This is a genomic window from Bradyrhizobium septentrionale (genome assembly GCF_011516645.4).
Lineage (GTDB): Bacteria > Pseudomonadota > Alphaproteobacteria > Rhizobiales > Xanthobacteraceae > Bradyrhizobium > Bradyrhizobium septentrionale.
Map to the genome: position 1 here is coordinate 8,020,527 of NZ_CP088285.1, position 15,730 is coordinate 8,036,256.

General features: G+C 64.0%; 15 protein-coding genes. 9 read left to right on the forward strand and 6 right to left on the reverse strand.

The features are described 5' to 3' along the window. Window positions 1-306: 306 nt before the first annotated feature. Window positions 307-1,341 carry an IS110 family RNA-guided transposase gene (locus HAP48_RS40125; RefSeq protein ID WP_166205315.1) on the forward strand — a complete coding sequence of 345 codons (1,035 nt, stop codon included), beginning with the start codon at window positions 307-309 and terminating at the stop codon, window positions 1,339-1,341. Window positions 1,342-1,619: 278 nt separating this feature from the next. On the opposite strand, the gene HAP48_RS40130 is transcribed toward HAP48_RS40125, so the two are convergent. Both HAP48_RS40130 and kdsA read right to left on the reverse strand, forming a co-directional pair. Continuing rightward, on the reverse strand, window positions 1,620-2,828 hold the full coding sequence (locus HAP48_RS40130) for an MFS transporter (RefSeq protein WP_166205316.1): 1,209 nt from the start codon (window positions 2,826-2,828) through the stop codon (window positions 1,620-1,622). A gap of 15 nt (window positions 2,829-2,843) precedes the next feature. Beyond that, the gene (gene kdsA / locus HAP48_RS40135) at window positions 2,844-3,701 is read right to left on the reverse strand and encodes a 3-deoxy-8-phosphooctulonate synthase (RefSeq protein WP_166205317.1); all 858 of its coding nucleotides are present in this window, start codon (window positions 3,699-3,701) and stop codon (window positions 2,844-2,846) included. 176 nt (window positions 3,702-3,877) lie between these two features. Between kdsA and HAP48_RS40140 the strand changes: the two genes are divergently transcribed. After that, complete coding sequence (locus HAP48_RS40140) at window positions 3,878-4,213, forward strand: PAAR domain-containing protein (protein WP_166205318.1); 336 nt, start codon at window positions 3,878-3,880, stop codon at window positions 4,211-4,213. 63 nt (window positions 4,214-4,276) lie between these two features. Here HAP48_RS40140 and HAP48_RS40145 read toward each other — a convergent pair whose 3' ends face one another. Continuing rightward, window positions 4,277-4,603 carry an NIPSNAP family protein gene (locus HAP48_RS40145; protein WP_166205319.1) on the reverse strand — a complete coding sequence of 109 codons (327 nt, stop codon included), beginning with the start codon at window positions 4,601-4,603 and terminating at the stop codon, window positions 4,277-4,279. Window positions 4,604-4,860: 257 nt separating this feature from the next. On the opposite strand from HAP48_RS40145, the gene HAP48_RS40150 reads away from it, so the two are divergent. From HAP48_RS40150 to HAP48_RS40170, 5 genes are all read left to right on the forward strand, one after another. Then, window positions 4,861-7,398 (forward strand): arylsulfatase, encoded by a 2,538-nt coding sequence (locus HAP48_RS40150; RefSeq protein WP_166205320.1) that lies wholly within the window; start codon window positions 4,861-4,863, stop codon window positions 7,396-7,398. Continuing rightward, a complete protein-coding gene (locus HAP48_RS40155; protein ID WP_166205321.1) occupies window positions 7,395-7,748 on the forward strand; it encodes a hypothetical protein in 354 nt (117 codons plus the stop codon). The genes HAP48_RS40150 and HAP48_RS40155 overlap by 4 nt, the downstream gene beginning before the upstream one ends. Before the next feature lie 442 nt (window positions 7,749-8,190). Then, the gene (locus HAP48_RS40160) at window positions 8,191-8,865 is read left to right on the forward strand and encodes a response regulator (RefSeq protein WP_166205322.1); all 675 of its coding nucleotides are present in this window, start codon (window positions 8,191-8,193) and stop codon (window positions 8,863-8,865) included. Continuing rightward, window positions 8,862-10,241 carry a sensor histidine kinase gene (locus HAP48_RS40165; protein ID WP_166205323.1) on the forward strand — a complete coding sequence of 460 codons (1,380 nt, stop codon included), beginning with the start codon at window positions 8,862-8,864 and terminating at the stop codon, window positions 10,239-10,241. The genes HAP48_RS40160 and HAP48_RS40165 overlap by 4 nt, the downstream gene beginning before the upstream one ends. A 199-nt stretch (window positions 10,242-10,440) precedes the next feature. Next, window positions 10,441-11,103 carry a class I SAM-dependent methyltransferase gene (locus HAP48_RS40170; protein WP_166205324.1) on the forward strand — a complete coding sequence of 221 codons (663 nt, stop codon included), beginning with the start codon at window positions 10,441-10,443 and terminating at the stop codon, window positions 11,101-11,103. Between the two features lie 26 nt (window positions 11,104-11,129). On the opposite strand, the gene HAP48_RS40175 is transcribed toward HAP48_RS40170, so the two are convergent. Both HAP48_RS40175 and secG read right to left on the reverse strand, forming a co-directional pair. Further along, a complete protein-coding gene (locus HAP48_RS40175; RefSeq protein WP_166205325.1) occupies window positions 11,130-12,761 on the reverse strand; it encodes a CTP synthase in 1,632 nt (543 codons plus the stop codon). A gap of 167 nt (window positions 12,762-12,928) precedes the next feature. Further along, the gene (secG, locus tag HAP48_RS40180; RefSeq protein ID WP_166205326.1) at window positions 12,929-13,318 is read right to left on the reverse strand and encodes a preprotein translocase subunit SecG; all 390 of its coding nucleotides are present in this window, start codon (window positions 13,316-13,318) and stop codon (window positions 12,929-12,931) included. A gap of 204 nt (window positions 13,319-13,522) precedes the next feature. Here secG and HAP48_RS40185 point away from each other — a divergent pair, with 204 nt between their 5' ends. Together HAP48_RS40185 and HAP48_RS40190 are read left to right on the forward strand one after the other, a co-directional pair. After that, window positions 13,523-14,089, forward strand: a complete 567-nt coding sequence (locus HAP48_RS40185) for a helix-turn-helix domain-containing protein (RefSeq protein WP_166205327.1) — start codon at window positions 13,523-13,525, stop codon at window positions 14,087-14,089. Window positions 14,090-14,092: 3 nt separating this feature from the next. Continuing rightward, complete coding sequence (locus HAP48_RS40190; RefSeq protein WP_166205328.1) at window positions 14,093-14,626, forward strand: GNAT family N-acetyltransferase; 534 nt, start codon at window positions 14,093-14,095, stop codon at window positions 14,624-14,626. 170 nt (window positions 14,627-14,796) lie between these two features. On the opposite strand, the gene tpiA is transcribed toward HAP48_RS40190, so the two are convergent. Further along, complete coding sequence (gene tpiA, locus HAP48_RS40195) at window positions 14,797-15,549, reverse strand: triose-phosphate isomerase (protein WP_166205329.1); 753 nt, start codon at window positions 15,547-15,549, stop codon at window positions 14,797-14,799. Window positions 15,550-15,730: the final 181 nt, after the last annotated feature.

Here is a 15,730-nt window from a genome sequence, read left to right on the forward strand (position 1 = left end):
GGCTCGATCCGAGCCCTGCTGCACAGCCAAGCACGCGACGGCATCGATCATTCGGATCAAAATGAAGCCGCGCAATGGCGGAAGCGGTTGGCCCTGCGCTTTCCAAGAAAGTGTTGCTCCAACGCAACGCGCGGCCGCTAGCAACCTGTTGTGCATTCTCCGAGGTAAGCCTGTTCAGCCATCGCGCCGACGTCGAGTTACGCCGCGTTGTCCCAAAAACTGACGTTTATGATGGGGTGGACGCCCCGCCCGACGGCATCGATGTGCCAAAGTGGAGGTGTTGAGCACCACTTAAGGGAGGCGTCCGTGTCAGAGGTTATCATAATCGGTCTGGATATCGCCAAGCATGTTTTCCACGCTCATGGAGCAGACGGGAAAGGGCGAGCTATATTCAGCAAACGGATCAGCCGAGGAAAGCTGCTGGATTTCTTCGCAGCCCAGCCGAGTTGCACGGTAGCTCTGGAGGCATGTGGCGGAGCCCATCACTGGGCCCGTCAACTCGCCCAGCTTGGCCATGAAGTTCGGCTGATCCCTCCCGCCTACGTAAAGCCGTTTGTGAAGCGGCAAAAGAATGACGCGATCGATGCCGAGGCGATCTGCGAAGCAGCGCAGCGGCCGAGCATGCGGTTCGTAGCCGTGAAGAGCGAACAGCAACAGGCGGCGGGTCTGGTGTTTCGGACCCGTGACCTGTTAGTGCGGCAGCGAACGCAGCTCATCAACGCGATCCGGGGACACCTCACTGAATATGGTTGGGTCGCACCTAAGGGGCCGTCGCACGTGGCGATGCTTACCGACCTGATCGAGGAAGAAGAGATGGCCAGCTCGCTTCCCAAAGCGGCCCACGCCATGTTCCGATTGATGTTGGACCTGCTGACCGACCTCAATGGCAAGGTCGCGGACCTCGACCAGGAAATCGCGCGACGTGCTCGCGAGGACGAAGTATCGCGCCGGCTAATGACCGTTCCCGGCATTGGCCCAATCTCCGCCACCGCGATCGCCGCTCTAGCACCGCCGGCCGAGACCTTTGCTAAAGGCCGTGACTTCGCCGCTTGGTTGGGTCTCACGCCTCTTCAAAGATCGACAGGCGGCAAGCAGAAGCTCGGTGCGACATCCAAGATGGGCGAACGCACGCTCAGGCGCCTCCTCATCATCGGCAGCAGCGCGGTCGTGCAACAGGCGAGCAAACGCGGTGCGCCAAGGGGTTCGTGGCTCGAACAGATGCTGGCTCGTAAACCGCGGATGCTGGTAACCGTCGCGCTCGCTAACAAGATGGCGCGGATCGTCTGGGCGCTACTCGTCAAGTGCGAAAACTACAGAGCTCCGGTTGCCGCCAAGGCGTGATCTTGGCGGGCCAGAGGTCGTCAGAGGTGTAGTCGGTCGAAGGAGGGTATGGCGCAACAGTCGGCGAGACGGGGCCGGAAGAACCAGATGTACTCATCGTGCCTGGAGCACGCATTTATGATTTGGTTCCGGTCCGCGAACTCCCATACGGGCCCGCAGCTCCATCGCTGCATCAGAGGCCGGACAGATGGCAGCATCCGACTACGTGCCAATCTTCTTCAAAAACCGCTTGCATCTGGCGGGGCGTCCACAGATGAGTACATGGCCGAAGGGATCGCTTAGGGCTCGACGTCAAGCCGAGCATCGGCATCTGCCGGTCGCCGCTGCTTCAGGAATCTTGCGCAGATGAAGCCGAGCACGACCATCACCGCGGCGGCCGAGACCAGCGTCGCGGTCTTGCCGGCGTGTTGCAGGCCGAAGCCATAGGCGATCGGACCGACGGTCTGCCCCATGAAAAAGAAGAACGAATGCAGCGACAGCGCAGTGGCGCGCGCCTCGACCGACAATTCGCTGGCGAACACCTGCAGACAGCCGTGGATCATGTAGAAGCCGAGGCCCATCACCAGGAGACTTGCCATCTGCAGCTTCCAGTGCAGCCCGAAGGCCGCGCCGGCCAGTTGCATGCCCACCAGCGTCGCGCCTGCTATCATCATGCCCCTCACGCCGAGCCACGGCAGCATGCGCGACACCGTCAGCGTGTAGAGCAATCCGCCGATGGCGAAGCCCGCGATCACGATGCCGGCGATCGACAGCGAGGTCTCGCCGAGCTCGAACAGGAACGAGGCGACGAAGGGAAACAGCCCGAGCACGCAGCAGCCTTCGATGAAAACAGCCGAATAGCAGATGCGCGCGTTCGGGTTGGTGAAGATGGTGCGATAGCCGTGGCGAAGCGCCTTCAGGCTGGTGCGCGGCGGACGGTTAAGCTCAGCACCGCGGAAGCCGGCCGCGACCGCGAGCGCGACGATGATCACGAGACCGCCGAGCACCGCGAGCACGCCGCGCCAGCCGAGCAGATCGCCGATCAGGCCGGAGGCCGTGGCGCCGAGCAGATTGCCGGTCATCGAGCCCGCCAGCGTTCGCCCGATCGCGAGTTGCCGCTTGTCCGGGCCGACGAGATCGCTGGTCAAGGACAGCGCCACCGGAAACACGCCGCCTGAGCCGATGCCGGCGAGGATGCGCGTCACGAACAGCATCGGGAATGAGGTCGAGAACGCGCCGAGGATGTTGGCGACGCCAAGCAGTACCAGACAGATCGTCATCAGCCGCGCCTTGCCGAACAGATCGGCGGCGGCGCCGATCGCCGGCTGGACCGCGGCAAAGGTGAAGGCGAACACCGCGGCAAAGCTCGCCGCGGTCGCGATGCTGACGCCGAAATCTTCCGCGACATGCGGCAGCACCGGATCGAGCGCACGCACCGACAGGCTCGCAGCAAACGTCGCCAGCGTGATGACATTGAGGGCGGGCGGCATGCCGCTGGTTGCGGTCATGTCGTTGTCCGCCGGTCAGGCAGCCGTCTTGGCGAGCGCGTCGAACTGCATCAGCCGCTTGACGAGGGATTCGAATTCGCGGAGCGGCACCATGTTGGGGCCATCGGACGGCGCGTGATCCGGATCGGGATGGGTTTCGATGAACACGCCGGCGATGCCGACCGCGACCGCGGCACGTGCCAGCACCGGCACGAATTCGCGCTCGCCGCCCGACGAGGCGCCCTTGCCGCCCGGCTGCTGCACCGAATGGGTGGCGTCGAAGATGACTGGCGCGCCCGTGGTGCGCGCCAGGATCGGCAGCGCGCGCATGTCTGACACCAGCGTGTTGTAGCCGAACGACGCGCCGCGCTCGGTGACCAGCACATTGGCGTTGCCGGCACCGGTGATCTTGCTGACCACATTCGTCATGTCCCAAGGCGCCAGGAACTGGCCCTTCTTGACGTTGACGACCTTGCCGGTCGCGGCCGCGGCCAGCAAGAGATCGGTCTGCCGGCACAGGAAGGCCGGGATCTGCAGCACATCGACCGCCTGCGCCACGTCGGCACACTGGTCAGGTTCATGCACGTCGGTCAGCACCGACAACCCGAGCGAAGAGCGAATCTCGGCGAAGATCGGCAGCGCCTGCTTCAGCCCGATGCCGCGCTGGGCCGACGCGCTGGTGCGGTTCGCCTTGTCGAACGAGGTCTTGTACACCAGACCGATCCTGAGCCTGATAGCGATCTCCTTCAGCGCCGACGCCACCTCGAGCGCGTGTGCGCGGCTCTCGAGCTGGCAGGGGCCTGCGATGATCGAGATAGGCAAGGCATTGCCGAACTTGGCCGATCCGACGGCAACGATCGGCGCGGCGGCGGGCGCGGAAACCTGATTGGTCAAAATGCTGCATCCTTTCGCCGGCGACCATGCAATCCCGCGCCGGATGGATCAAGCCATCCCGTACGATGAGGGGGTTGCGCTGACGCCGTGGGTGGGCCGTGCTATCACAATCCTGCCCCAACCGCCTATAGACTGGCGCGGGAACAGATTCCCAACGGGACGACGAGAGGCATGACATGCGCATCTTGCTAGCGATCGGAGCCGTGGCCGCCTTGTCGGCGATGTCGGGCCTTGCACACGGTCAGGCCAGCAGCCCGCCCGGGGTCGTCACCGGCGGCGCCGCCAGCGTCACCATCAACGGCAAGCCGGCCGCGCGCAGCGGCGACACCACCAGCAATGGCGGCCCGCTGGTCGAGGGCGTGCCCAATGTCCTGATCAACGGCAAGCCCGCGGTCGTGATCGGCGACCGCACCCATTGCGGCGGCAAGACGACGTCAGGCAGCCATGGCGTCTTCATCAACGGCAAGCCGATGGTCCGCGAAGGCGATCAGACGTCGGGCTGCCCCGACTAGGCGTCCCGCGGTCGGGCGCGACGCGATGTCGTCATCGCGCCGCCCCTCACCCCCGCACTGGCGTCACTTCACCGACGAGAACGACGTCGGCACCAGCAGCTGGTTGACGATGTTGAGAACGATCTGGCCGTCCTCCTCGGTCTTGGCGCGCGCGGTGATCCATTCCGGATCGCTTTGGAACGCGGTCCACTTCTTCTCGCGCTCGGCAAGCGATTCCCAGGCGAGCAGATAGGTCAGTTCTTGGTTGGATTCCCCGACCAGCGTCGTGAAGAAGCCGGCCTGCTTGATGCCATGCTTCTCCCACAGCTTCAGCGTGATGGTCTCGAAGCGCTTGAGCAGCGCCGGCAGCCGGCCCGGCAGGCAGCGATAGACGCGGGTCTCGTAGATCATTGGCGGTCCTCCCAGATTTGTGTGCGGGCGGTTATAGCCAGCCGGTTCCGGGCTGTCTTGAGGGGGTGACAACATGGCAGCGTTGCCGACCCCAATCGATGACCGCCTTTTGCCCCCCAACGAACATCGGCCGTGGCCCCTTTTGTCCAAGCCACTGGTTTGACCTAGCTCAAAGTCGGTCCGCTCAATGCGATTATTCTATCGAACACGCGACCTGTTGTTTTGCAAAGGCCAGCTTCCAACCGGAGGTTTCCGCCATGAAAATCAGTCATCGCATCTTTGCGAGCGCTAGTCTTCTCGCCCTCAGTTGTACCTCGGCATTGGCTCAACAGATCACTGGTGTCCCAGGTTCGCCTGGCGCCACCACCACAATCACTGGACAACAACTTCCGCCGCCCGACCCAAAATTCGGTGGCGTGATCAAGGAAAAGGCCTCGGAATCTACGGCGTGGTGGGCACCGCGCGTCGTGCCACCCAAGGGGGCGCCCAATGTCCTGCTCATCATGACGGACGACCAGGGCTTCGGTGCACCGAGCACCTTCGGCGGCGTCATTCCTACGCCTGCCATGGACCGCATCGCCGCGCAGGGGCTGCGCTACACCAATTTTCATTCCACGTCGCTCTGCTCACCGACGCGGGCGGCGATCATCACCGGCCGCAATCACCATTCTGTCGGCTTCGGCGTGGTCGGCGAAATATCGACTGGATTCCCGGGTTACGATTCCATCATCCCGATCGAGAAGGGCACCATCGGCACCATCCTGAAGGCGAACGGGTACGCCACCTCGTGGTTCGGCAAGGACCACAACACACCTTCGTTCCAGTCGAGTCAGGCAGGGCCTTTCAATCAATGGCCCAACGGCATGGGGTTCGAGTATTTTTACGGTTTTGTCGGCGGCGACGCCAGCCAGTGGCAGCCGAACCTGTTTCGCAACACGACGGCCATCTATCCCTTCCAGGGCAATCCTGGCTGGAACCTGGAAACCGCCATGGCCGACGAGGCCATCCAACACATGAAGCAACTCAAGCAGATTGCGCCCGGCAAGCCGTTCTTTGTCTATTACGTTCCTGGCGCCACCCATGCCCCACATCATCCCACGCCGGAGTGGATCAAGAAGATCAGCGATATGCACTTGTTCGATGATGGATGGATCAAGGTGCGCGAGAAGATCTTCGCTAACCAGAAGCGCCTGGGCATCATGCCCGAAAACGCCAAGCTGACGCCGTGGCCGAAAGAATTGCCGCAGTGGGACTCACTCGGTTTGCTGGAGAAGAAGCTCTTCATCAGGCAAGCCGATGTCTACGGCGCTTACCTCGCTTACGCCGACAATGAGATCGGCCGGGTCATCCAGGCGGTAGAAGACCTCGGAGAGCTTGACAACACCTTGATCATTTACATCGGCGGTGACAACGGCGCGAGCGCCGAAGGCATGATCAACGGTACTCCCAACGAGTTCACGACCTTCAATGGCGTCCCGGTGCCGGTGAAGGCTCAGTACCTCTGGTACCCGTTTTGGGGCTCGGACAAGACCTTCCCGCATTTTGCCGCTCCGTGGGCGTGGGCGATGGACACCCCGTTCAAATGGGTCAAGCAAGTGCCGTCACATTTCGGCGGGACCGCCCAGGGCGTCGTGATGTCCTGGCCTGGCCATATCAACGACGTGGGGGGCATCCGCCGTCAGTTCCATCACGTCATCGACATCGCCCCGACCATCCTTGAGGCAACCGGCATTTCGCAGCCCGATACAATCGACGGCGTCAAGCAGAGCCCCATGGAAGGGGTGAGTATGGCGTACACATGGGACAAGGCGAATGCCAATGCCAAGTCGACGCACACGACCCAATATTTCGAGATGCTCGGCAATCGCTCGATCTATAGCGACGGCTGGATTGCGTGCACGACGCCGATCACGCTTCCCTGGGAACTGAGCAGCGCACCCCCGCCGGATGTGATCACGGGATACAAGTGGGAACTCTATAACGTCCAGGAAGACCCGACTCAATTCAATGACCTTGCCGCGCAGATGCCGGAAAAGGTCAAGGAAATGCAGGTCCTCTTCGATGTCGAGGCGAAGAAGTACAACGTGCTGCCGCTCGACAATACGACCCTCCTGCGATGGAATACACCGCGACCGAGCCTTACGGCAGGGCAAACGACCTTCAATTATTCGGGTGAGTTGACCGGCGTGCCGGCCAGCGCGGCGCCGAGCATCCTCAACAAGTCCTACACGATCACTGCCGAAGTCGAGATTCCGAAGGGCGGCGCGGAAGGCATGATCGTTACCGAAGGCGGACGCTTCGGCGGCTACGGGCTTTTCCTGAGCAAGGGTATTGCGGGCATCCGCGGGGGCAAACCGGTCTTCATCTACAACCTGCTCAACCTCAAGCGCACGATCTGGTCCGGGTCCGAATTGGGCGCGGGCAAGCACACCATCGTCTTCGACTTCAACTCTGAAGGTCCGGGCCTTGGCAAGGGGGGCACAGGCGTACTCTCGGTGGACGGCAAGGAAGTAGACCGGAAATCCATCGAACACGGCACGCCGATCACGTTTCCGGAGGACGAGACATTCGACATCGGCCAGGACACCCGCACCGGGGTGGCGATGATCGAGTATCGCTACGATCCACCGTTCAAGTTCACCGGTAAGATCAACAAGCTAACGTTCAAGCTCGAACCGGAAACCAAGGCCGTAACTGAGCCGAGGGCAGAATTGGCGCCAATGGCAGCGCCGGAACCGGATCCGATTGAAGCACCGAAGGGCACCATGCAAGGAGCCAGTGGCGGAAAGCGATGAAAAGCGCGTTGACCTTCGCGGCCATCGGCGAGGCCGCTACGGGGTTGTCGTTGCTGATCGTTCCCTCATTCGTCGGGCAGTTGTTGCTGGGCGAGCAAATTACCGGCGTCGCAGTGCCCGTAGCACGCGTGGCTGGCATCGCTCTGATTGCCTTGGGGATCGCCTGCTGGCCGGGTCCGCCGCTTATCGGCATGCTGAGCTACAGCGTGTTGTGCACGCTGTATCTGGCCTACCTGGGTTTCGCAGGTAGTTTGACCGGTGTCCTTCTGTGGCCAGTGGTTGTTCTACACGTGATCCTGACTGCGCTCCTCATGCGTGACGTCACGCGAACGCGACGCGACTTGCGCTAAGGGGCGATGAGGACCAGTCTTGCGAGCCATCAACGTTGGCCACGCCTGCGAAGTAATCGAAAGAGGTCGCCGATTGCGGTGCATGAGTCCGGTTGTGGCCCCATTGCTGAAATCGCCTTCAAAGCGGACGCATAGCGGAAATGACCAGTTCCAATTCGGCCGGATAAGCTGTTTGATACGTCTCGCGCCGTAGAAACTCAAATTTCCGGCTGCTTTTTGCGTATTTGCTGACGATATGCCGCCCCTGCTCGCGGCAGGTGAAGCATTTCCGCAATGTTGTTGCAATGTTACTTGCCCAAAGCATGATCCGGAAAAGTGCGAAGCGGCTTTCCCTCGCGACAAACGCGAGGCGCTTGCGCGGAGATCATGCTCAACAAGAGACTAACGCGCGATGACCTCATCGTGCTTTGGCACCGGCGTTCCGGTGCAGGACTGAGAGGACATGCGGATACTGCTGGTGGAAGACGAGGCCGAAATGGCGGCGGCGCTATCGCAGGCGCTGAAGGGCTATGACATGGTGGTCGACCATGTGCCGAACCTTGCCGAGGCCGAGGAGGCGATTTGCGCCGAGGTGCATGCCGCAGTGCTGCTCGACCGCCAGCTCCCGGATGGCGACGGGCTGACGCTGATTCCGAAACTGCGCGCCAAGGCCGACGGCGTCCCGATCATCGTGCTGACCGCGCGCGGCGACCTCGCCGACCGCATCACCGGCCTCGACAGCGGCGCCGACGACTATCTGGCAAAGCCCTTTGCCGTCGAGGAGCTGCTGGCGCGGCTGCGCGCCGTGCTGCGCCGTCCCGCCGGGCTGCAGCTCGAGATCATCAAGGCCGGCCGCGTGGCGTTCGACTGCGCCCATCGCGAGGCCAGCGTCGACAGCCACCCGCTCGAGCTGCCGCGGCGCGAGCTGCTGGTGCTGGAGACGCTGCTGCGCCGCGTTGGCCGCACCGTGCTGCGCGCGACGCTCGAGGAAGCGGTCTACAATTTCGAGGACGAGATCGCCTCGAACGCGCTCGATGCCCATGTCTCGCGGCTCAGGCGCAAGCTCGCCGACAGCGGCGCCGGTGTCGAGATCCACAGCATCCGCGGCGTCGGCTATCTGCTGAAGCAGGTGTCATGAGCGAAGCGGCGGATCACTATTGCCTGCGTTCGAAGTTGAGCTGGCGGCTGGTGACGCTGCAAGCCACGTTGTTGATTGCCATCATCGCACTCGTGGTCGGCGCGCTGTGGGCCTGCGGCCTGCCCGTCATCGAGCGCGACGAGGACCGCGCGGTGGACGTCGTGCAATGGGCACTCGGGCGCGACGGTAACGGCAGGCTGGAGCTGCGTCCGACCGCGGAGCTGAAGCAGCTGCGCGAGGAAGCGCCCGACCTCTGGTTCTTGGTGCGCGACCGCCAGGGCGAAACGCTCTCCGACGGTAAGGTGCCGGACGAGTTCAGCAAGATCGGCGGGGCGCTCGACCATATCAGCCAGGCGCGGCTCGGCTGGCAGATGTTCGAGGACGATCCGCGCAAGCCGCCGGCGCGCATGAAGCGCGTCAACACCGATGCCGGCAATGTGCAGATCATCACCGCGACGCAGGGACGGATGACCGGCGCCAAGGCGCTGTTCGCGGCCTCCCTCACCTTCCTGGTCGTCACCGTGCCCGGCTTGCTGCTGATGGCCGCCGCGACCTTCGTGGCCACGCCGATGGTGATCAAGCGCGCCCTCTCGGGCCTCGACACCGCCGCCGACGAGGCACGCCGGATCGATTTCCGCCAGCGCGGCAGCCGGCTGTCGGCGGACCATTTGCCGCTTGAGGTCGCGCCGCTCGTGACTGCCGTCAACGATGCGTTGAAGCGGCTCGACGACGGCTATTCACGCCACCAGCGCTTCGTCGCCGACGCGGCACATGAATTACGCACGCCGATCGCGATCCTCAACACGCGGCTGGAATCGCTGCCGCCAGGCCCCGAGAAAACCCGCCTGCTCGAGGACTCCGCCCGCCTTGCGACGCTCGCCGAGCAACTGCTCGACATCCAGCGCTTCGACCAGTGCCGCAATCCGTTCGTCCGCGTCGACCTCGTCGCCGCCGCGCGCAGCGTTGCCGCGGACCTCGCGCCGCTCGCGATTGCGGCCGGTTACGAGCTCTCGCTCGATTCCGCGACCGATCGGGTCGAAACGCTTGGCGACCGCGCCGCGCTGGAGCGCGCGCTGACCAATCTGGTGCAGAACGCCATCCAGCATGGCGGCCGCCGCGGCACCATCACGATCCATGTCGGCAGCGCCGCGACCATCGACGTGTCAGACGAAGGCGACGGCATCCCCCGGGATCAGCGCACGCGGATCTTCGATCCGTTCTACCGGCTTGCGCCGCTCGACCGCGGCGCCGGCCTCGGGCTCAACATGGTGCGCGAGATCGCAAGGCTGCATGGCGGTCACGTCTCCGTGCTCGATGGTCCCAAGGGCGGTGCATGCTTCCGCATGACATTACCGCCGGCGCCGTTCGTGTCGTGACGCTAGAGCCCGTTCCGATTGAATCGGAACGGGCTCTAGACTCTAGTTTTGACGCGTTTTCTTCACGCGAACCGGTGCCCACTTCGCTCGAAAACGCTTTGGCAACATCGCGCAATGTTGTCGCAATGCAGATCCCGCAAACAAGACAACACGCTTCGCAACTGACTAGAAGCGTGACGACACCTCGCTGGGAATCCCAATGTCACATGATCTCATCTCTTTCTTAACGGCGTGGATGGCAGCCCCCGGCCGCGTCGGCGCCATTGCGCCATCGGGTGCTGCGCTCGCCGAACTGATCACGCGCGACATCAGCGCCAACACCGGTCCGATTCTGGAGCTCGGTCCGGGCACGGGCGCCTTCACCTATCAGCTGTTGAAGCGCGGCGTGCGCCAGCAGGATCTCACGCTGATCGAATACGGCTCGGATTTCATGCGGCTGTTGCAGCTGCGTTTTCCCGGCGCGCGCGTGCTCTGGATGGACGCGGCGCGGCTGGCGTCGGAACGGCTCTATGACGGCGCACCGGTCGGCGCCGTGGTCAGCGGACTGCCGCTGCTCAACATGTCGCCGCGCAAGGTGATCTCGATCGTCGGCGGCGCGTTCAGCTACATGCGTCCCGGCGGCGCGTTCTATCAATTCACCTACGGGATGCGCTGTCCGGTGCGGCGGCCGATCCTCGACCGGCTCGGCCTGCGCGCCACGCTGGTCGACCGCGCCATCCTCAACGTGCCGCCCGCCGCGGTGTACCGGCTGACGCGGCGTCCGCAATACAGACTGATCACGCGCGACGCCGCGCCGGCGGCCGATGCAGGCATTTCACCGATCACCAAGCAGCGCCGGGCGAACGAGGCCGCCCCTGCCTGAGCGCCGCGGTCACGGTCTGCGCCAGCCTAGACCAGCCGGCTCTGCTTCGCCGCCGCCTCGATGAACGACGCGAACAGCGGATGCGGCTCGAACGGCCGTGACTTCAGCTCCGGATGGAACTGGACGCCGATGAACCAGGGATGGTCCTCGTACTCGACGATCTCCGGCAGCACGCCATCGGGCGACATGCCGGAGAACCGCAGACCGTGCTGCTCGAGGCGATCCTTGTAGGCGGTGTTGACCTCGTAGCGATGGCGGTGCCGCTCGGAAATCTCGGTCGCGCCGCCATAGACCTGCGAGACGCGGCTGCCGCGGTTCAGCGCCGCGGGATAGGCGCCAAGCCGCATCGTGCCGCCGAGGTCGCCGCTCTGCGAGCGCTTCTCGAGCTCATTGCCGCGCAGCCATTCGGTCATCAGACCGACCAGCGGCTCCTTGGTCGGGCCGAACTCGGTCGAGTTGGCCTCCTCGATGCCGACCAGATTGCGCGCCGCCTCGATCACGGCCATCTGCATGCCGAAGCAGATGCCGAAATACGGCACGTTACGCTCGCGCGCGAACTGCGCCGCGCGGATCTTGCCTTCGGCGCCGCGCTGGCCGAAGCCGCCGGGCACCAGGATGCCGTTGACGTGCTCGAGGAACGGCGCCGGGTCCTCGTTCTCGAACACCTCGCTCTCGATCCAGTCGAGATTGACCTTCACCTTGTTGGCGATGCCGCCGTGGGAGAGCGCCTCGATCAGCGATTTGTAGGCGTCCTTCATGCCGGTGTACTTGCCGACGATCGCGATCGTCACCGCGCCTTCCGGATTGCGGACGCGCTCGTTGATCACGTTCCAGCTCTGCAGCGCCGGCGGAATCTTCGCCGTGATGCCGAACGCGGCCAGCACCTCGTCGTCGAGGCCGGCGGCGTGATAGGCCTCCGGCACCGCGTAGATGTTGTCGACGTCGCGCGCCTCGATCACGGCGCTTTCGCGCACGTTGCAGAACAGGCCGAGCTTGCGCCGCTCTTCCTTGGGGATTTCGCGGTCGGTGCGGCACAGCAGGATATCCGGCTGGATGCCGATCGAGCGCAGCTCCTTCACCGAATGCTGCGTCGGCTTTGTCTTGAGTTCACCGGCACTTGGAATGTACGGCAAAAGCGTCAGGTGAATATAAACCGCGTGATCCCGCGGCAGCTCGTTCTTGAGCTGGCGGATCGCCTCGAAGAACGGCAGGCCTTCGATGTCGCCGACGGTGCCGCCGATCTCGACCAGCACGAAATCGTACTCGTCATTGCCCGACAGCACGAATTCCTTGATCGCGTTGGTGACGTGCGGGACCACCTGGATGGTGGCGCCGAGATAATCGCCGCGGCGTTCCTTGGTGATGATGTCCTGATAGATGCGCCCGGTCGTGATGTTGTCCGCCTTGGTGGCGGGACGACCGGTGAAGCGTTCGTAATGGCCGAGATCGAGATCGGTCTCGGCGCCGTCGTCGGTCACGAACACTTCGCCGTGCTGATACGGCGACATCGTTCCGGGATCGAGGTTGAGATAGGGGTCGAGCTTGCGAAGGCGGACTTTGTAGCCCCGGGCCTGCAGCAAAGCGCCGAGCGCCGCTGATGCCAGACCCTTTCCGAGCGAGGAGACCACGCCGCCGGTGATGAATATGTACCGCGCCATGGGACCTTACCTTTAATCCGACTCCAGCGATTCGCAAAACGAATCGGCCATTCCCGGCAAACAAATCACCGGGCTGTGGGTTGCGTTAAATTGAAAGCGATTTCAGAGCACTAATGGGGATTTCTGATGCAGGATACCAGCGCTGTATCCTGCATGGCCACCCTGCTTTATTGCGACCGTGGCGCCTGCGGGCCACTCGGGGCCGGCTGGCCCTGCTGCTCGTCGGCCTTCTTCAGCGAATCGAGGACACCGCCGGAGGTCGGCGCCGTGATCGGCGTGCCGCCGACCGGCTGCGTCTGCGCCGGTGCGCCGGTGCCGATGATCGAGCTCGGCTTGCGGTCGTAGCCCGCGTACCAGGACAGGAACAGGCTGGTGAGGAAGAAGCCGGCCGCGAGGATCGCGGTGGTCCGCGACAACAGATTCGCGGTGCCACGGCTCGACATGAAGCCGGCGCCGCCGCCCATGCCGAGGCCGCCGCCTTCGGATTTCTGCAACAGCACGGCGCCGATCATGACGGCAACGATCATGAGATGAATAATGATAACGACAGTCTGCATCGCAAGCCTTCCGTCATAAGCCGCCAAGCGGCCAGACAAACGGCGCTATCGGCTTTGCGGGTTTTCGTGAAGTCGCGCCCTGTTACACGATTGCACCGGGCATTGTCACCCCCGAGATAGTCGCAACGGCTGACATCACAAGCGGTGTCGTTTGCGCGCGGTTGAGCCTTGATCGGAACCAAATAATTCTATTATAATAGACGAATGGATACTTTGGTAGACGATCTGAGCCAGCGCCTGGCGCAGCGCATCCGGCTCGAACGCGACGGCCGGGGCTGGTCGCTGGCGGAGCTCGCCGAACGCTCCGGCGTCTCGAAGGCCACGATCAGCAAGATCGAGCGCGCCGAGGTCAGCCCCACCGCGGTCGTGCTGGTGCGCCTTGCATCCGCCTTCGACCTCACGCTGGCCGGGTTGATGCTGCGCGCCGAGGGCGAGGGCGAACGGCTGTCGCGCGGCGCCACGCAGCCGGTCTGGCGCGATCCGGAAACCGGCTATCTGCGCCGTCAGGTGTTCAGCCGCCCCGATCATCCGGTCGAGTTGGTGCGGGTCGAGCTACCGTCCAAGCAGGCGGTGACGCTGCCCGCCTCGTCCTATGCCCATATCCGCCAGCTGGTCTGGGTCTTGAGCGGCAGCCTCGTCATCACCGAAGGCGGCGCGCGCCATGTGCTCGCTGCCGGCGATTGCCTCGGCTTCGGCCCGCCGGCGGAGACGACCTTCGCCAACGAAACCAACGCCTCCTGCACCTATGTGGTCGCCCTCGCCCGGAGCTGATGCATGCCGCCCTTTGCCATCAAGCCGCTTGAGGATGCGCCGGAGATTCGCAGCGCACTCTGCGCGCTGTTGATTGAGACCGTCGCCAGCGGCGGCTCGGTCAGCTTCATGCATCCGCTGTCGCGGGGTGATGCTGATGCATTCTGGCAGGACTCGCTGGGAGCGGCGGCGCGCGGCGAGCGAATCGTGCTCGGCGCGTTCGACGGTAGCGAACTGATCGGCACCGTGACGCTGCTGCTGAAACTGCCGCCGAACCAGCCGCACCGCGCCGAGATCGCCAAGATGATGACGCGCGTTGCGCATCGCCATCGCGGCGCGGCGACCGCATTGCTGCGCGCCGCCGAGCAACTTGCGATCGACCGCGGACGCACGCTGCTGGTGCTCGACACCGCCGTCGACGACGGCGCCGCGCCGCTTTACGAAAAGCAGGGATTTCAGCTCAGCGGCATTATCCCGGACTACGCGCTGAAGCCGCATGGCGGCCTCACCGGCACGATGATCTATTGGAAGCGGATCGGAGTGGGTGCGGCTGCGTGATTCTGTAAGATGCCGCGGGCTCTTTGCCTTCGTCCCGTCATCCTGAGGAGCCGCGCAGCGGCGTCTCGAAGGATCGACGGCCCGGCTGGTGGCCGTCGATCCTTCGAGGCTCGCTCCGCTCGCACCTCAGGATGACGGTGCGAGAGCCCGGAATGGAGTCGGCAGGCGCCTTAACACCCCGCCGCGATGGCCAGAAAATCGGACGCCTTCAGGCTGGCGCCGCCGACCAGGGCGCCGTTGACATTGGCGACCGCCATCAGCTCGGCCGCGTTCGACGGCTTCACCGAGCCGCCGTACAGGATCCTGATCCGGTTTCCCTCGTCCTTGAAGCGATCGGTGAGCTGACCTCGGATAAACCTGTGAACTTCCTCGACATCCTTGGCGGTCGGGGTCAGGCCGGTGCCGATTGCCCAGACCGGCTCATAGGCCACCACCAGATTGGCCGCGGTCGAGCCGTCGGGCAGCGAACCCGCAAGCTGGGTGCCGCAGACATCCAGCGTCTTGCCGGCGTCGCGCTGCTCGCGCGTCTCGCCGATGCAGACGATCGCGGTCAGGTGGGCGCGCCAGACCGCCTCCGCCTTCTGCCGAATCAACGCGTCGGTCTCGCCATGGTCGGCGCGCCGCTCGGAGTGGCCGACGATGATGGCGACCGCGCCGAGATCCCCAAACATTTCCGCCGAGAGGTCGCCGGTGTGGGCGCCCGACGCCTTCGGATGACAATCCTGGGCGCCGACGGCGACCTTCGAGCCGCGCGCCTTGTCGGCAAAGGCGCCGACCAGTGTTGCCGGCGGACAGACCAGGAGATCGGCCTTCCCGGCGACATCGCCGGCCCCGGCCAGCATCGCGTCGAACTCGGCAAAAGAGGATTTCAGGCCGTTCATTTTCCAGTTGCCGGCGATCAGCGGCCGGATGGCGTCGGTCATGTCGGATGTCCCATCGTTCAAGCGTCGCCCTGCGCTATCAGAGCTTGGCGGCGACTTCCAGATACCGCCCTCGCCCATCCCGCGCGGCGTCCAGAGCGTTTTCGAGCGAAGTGGCCACCGGTTCGCGTGAAGAAAACGCGTCAGAACAGGACTCTACCCGCTTCAATCCGCCCGCGCGGGC

What these genes read in the sequence shown, in the direction of transcription:
- HAP48_RS40160 (WP_166205322.1), top strand. Translation starts at nt 8,191, where the DNA reads ATGCGGATACTGCTGGTGGAAGACGAGGCCGAAATGGCGGCGGCGCTA.
- secG (WP_166205326.1), bottom strand. Translation starts at nt 13,318, where the DNA reads ATGCAGACTGTCGTTATCATTATTCATCTCATGATCGTTGCCGTCATG.
- HAP48_RS40185 (WP_166205327.1), top strand. Translation starts at nt 13,523, where the DNA reads ATGGATACTTTGGTAGACGATCTGAGCCAGCGCCTGGCGCAGCGCATC.
- HAP48_RS40170 (WP_166205324.1), top strand. Translation starts at nt 10,441, where the DNA reads ATGTCACATGATCTCATCTCTTTCTTAACGGCGTGGATGGCAGCCCCC.
- HAP48_RS40155 (WP_166205321.1), top strand. Translation starts at nt 7,395, where the DNA reads ATGAAAAGCGCGTTGACCTTCGCGGCCATCGGCGAGGCCGCTACGGGG.
- HAP48_RS40140 (WP_166205318.1), top strand. Translation starts at nt 3,878, where the DNA reads ATGCGCATCTTGCTAGCGATCGGAGCCGTGGCCGCCTTGTCGGCGATG.
- HAP48_RS40130 (WP_166205316.1), bottom strand. Translation starts at nt 2,828, where the DNA reads ATGACCGCAACCAGCGGCATGCCGCCCGCCCTCAATGTCATCACGCTG.
- HAP48_RS40150 (WP_166205320.1), top strand. Translation starts at nt 4,861, where the DNA reads ATGAAAATCAGTCATCGCATCTTTGCGAGCGCTAGTCTTCTCGCCCTC.
- HAP48_RS40145 (WP_166205319.1), bottom strand. Translation starts at nt 4,603, where the DNA reads ATGATCTACGAGACCCGCGTCTATCGCTGCCTGCCGGGCCGGCTGCCG.
- HAP48_RS40175 (WP_166205325.1), bottom strand. Translation starts at nt 12,761, where the DNA reads ATGGCGCGGTACATATTCATCACCGGCGGCGTGGTCTCCTCGCTCGGA.
- HAP48_RS40190 (WP_166205328.1), top strand. Translation starts at nt 14,093, where the DNA reads ATGCCGCCCTTTGCCATCAAGCCGCTTGAGGATGCGCCGGAGATTCGC.
- HAP48_RS40165 (WP_166205323.1), top strand. Translation starts at nt 8,862, where the DNA reads ATGAGCGAAGCGGCGGATCACTATTGCCTGCGTTCGAAGTTGAGCTGG.
- tpiA (WP_166205329.1), bottom strand. Translation starts at nt 15,549, where the DNA reads ATGACCGACGCCATCCGGCCGCTGATCGCCGGCAACTGGAAAATGAAC.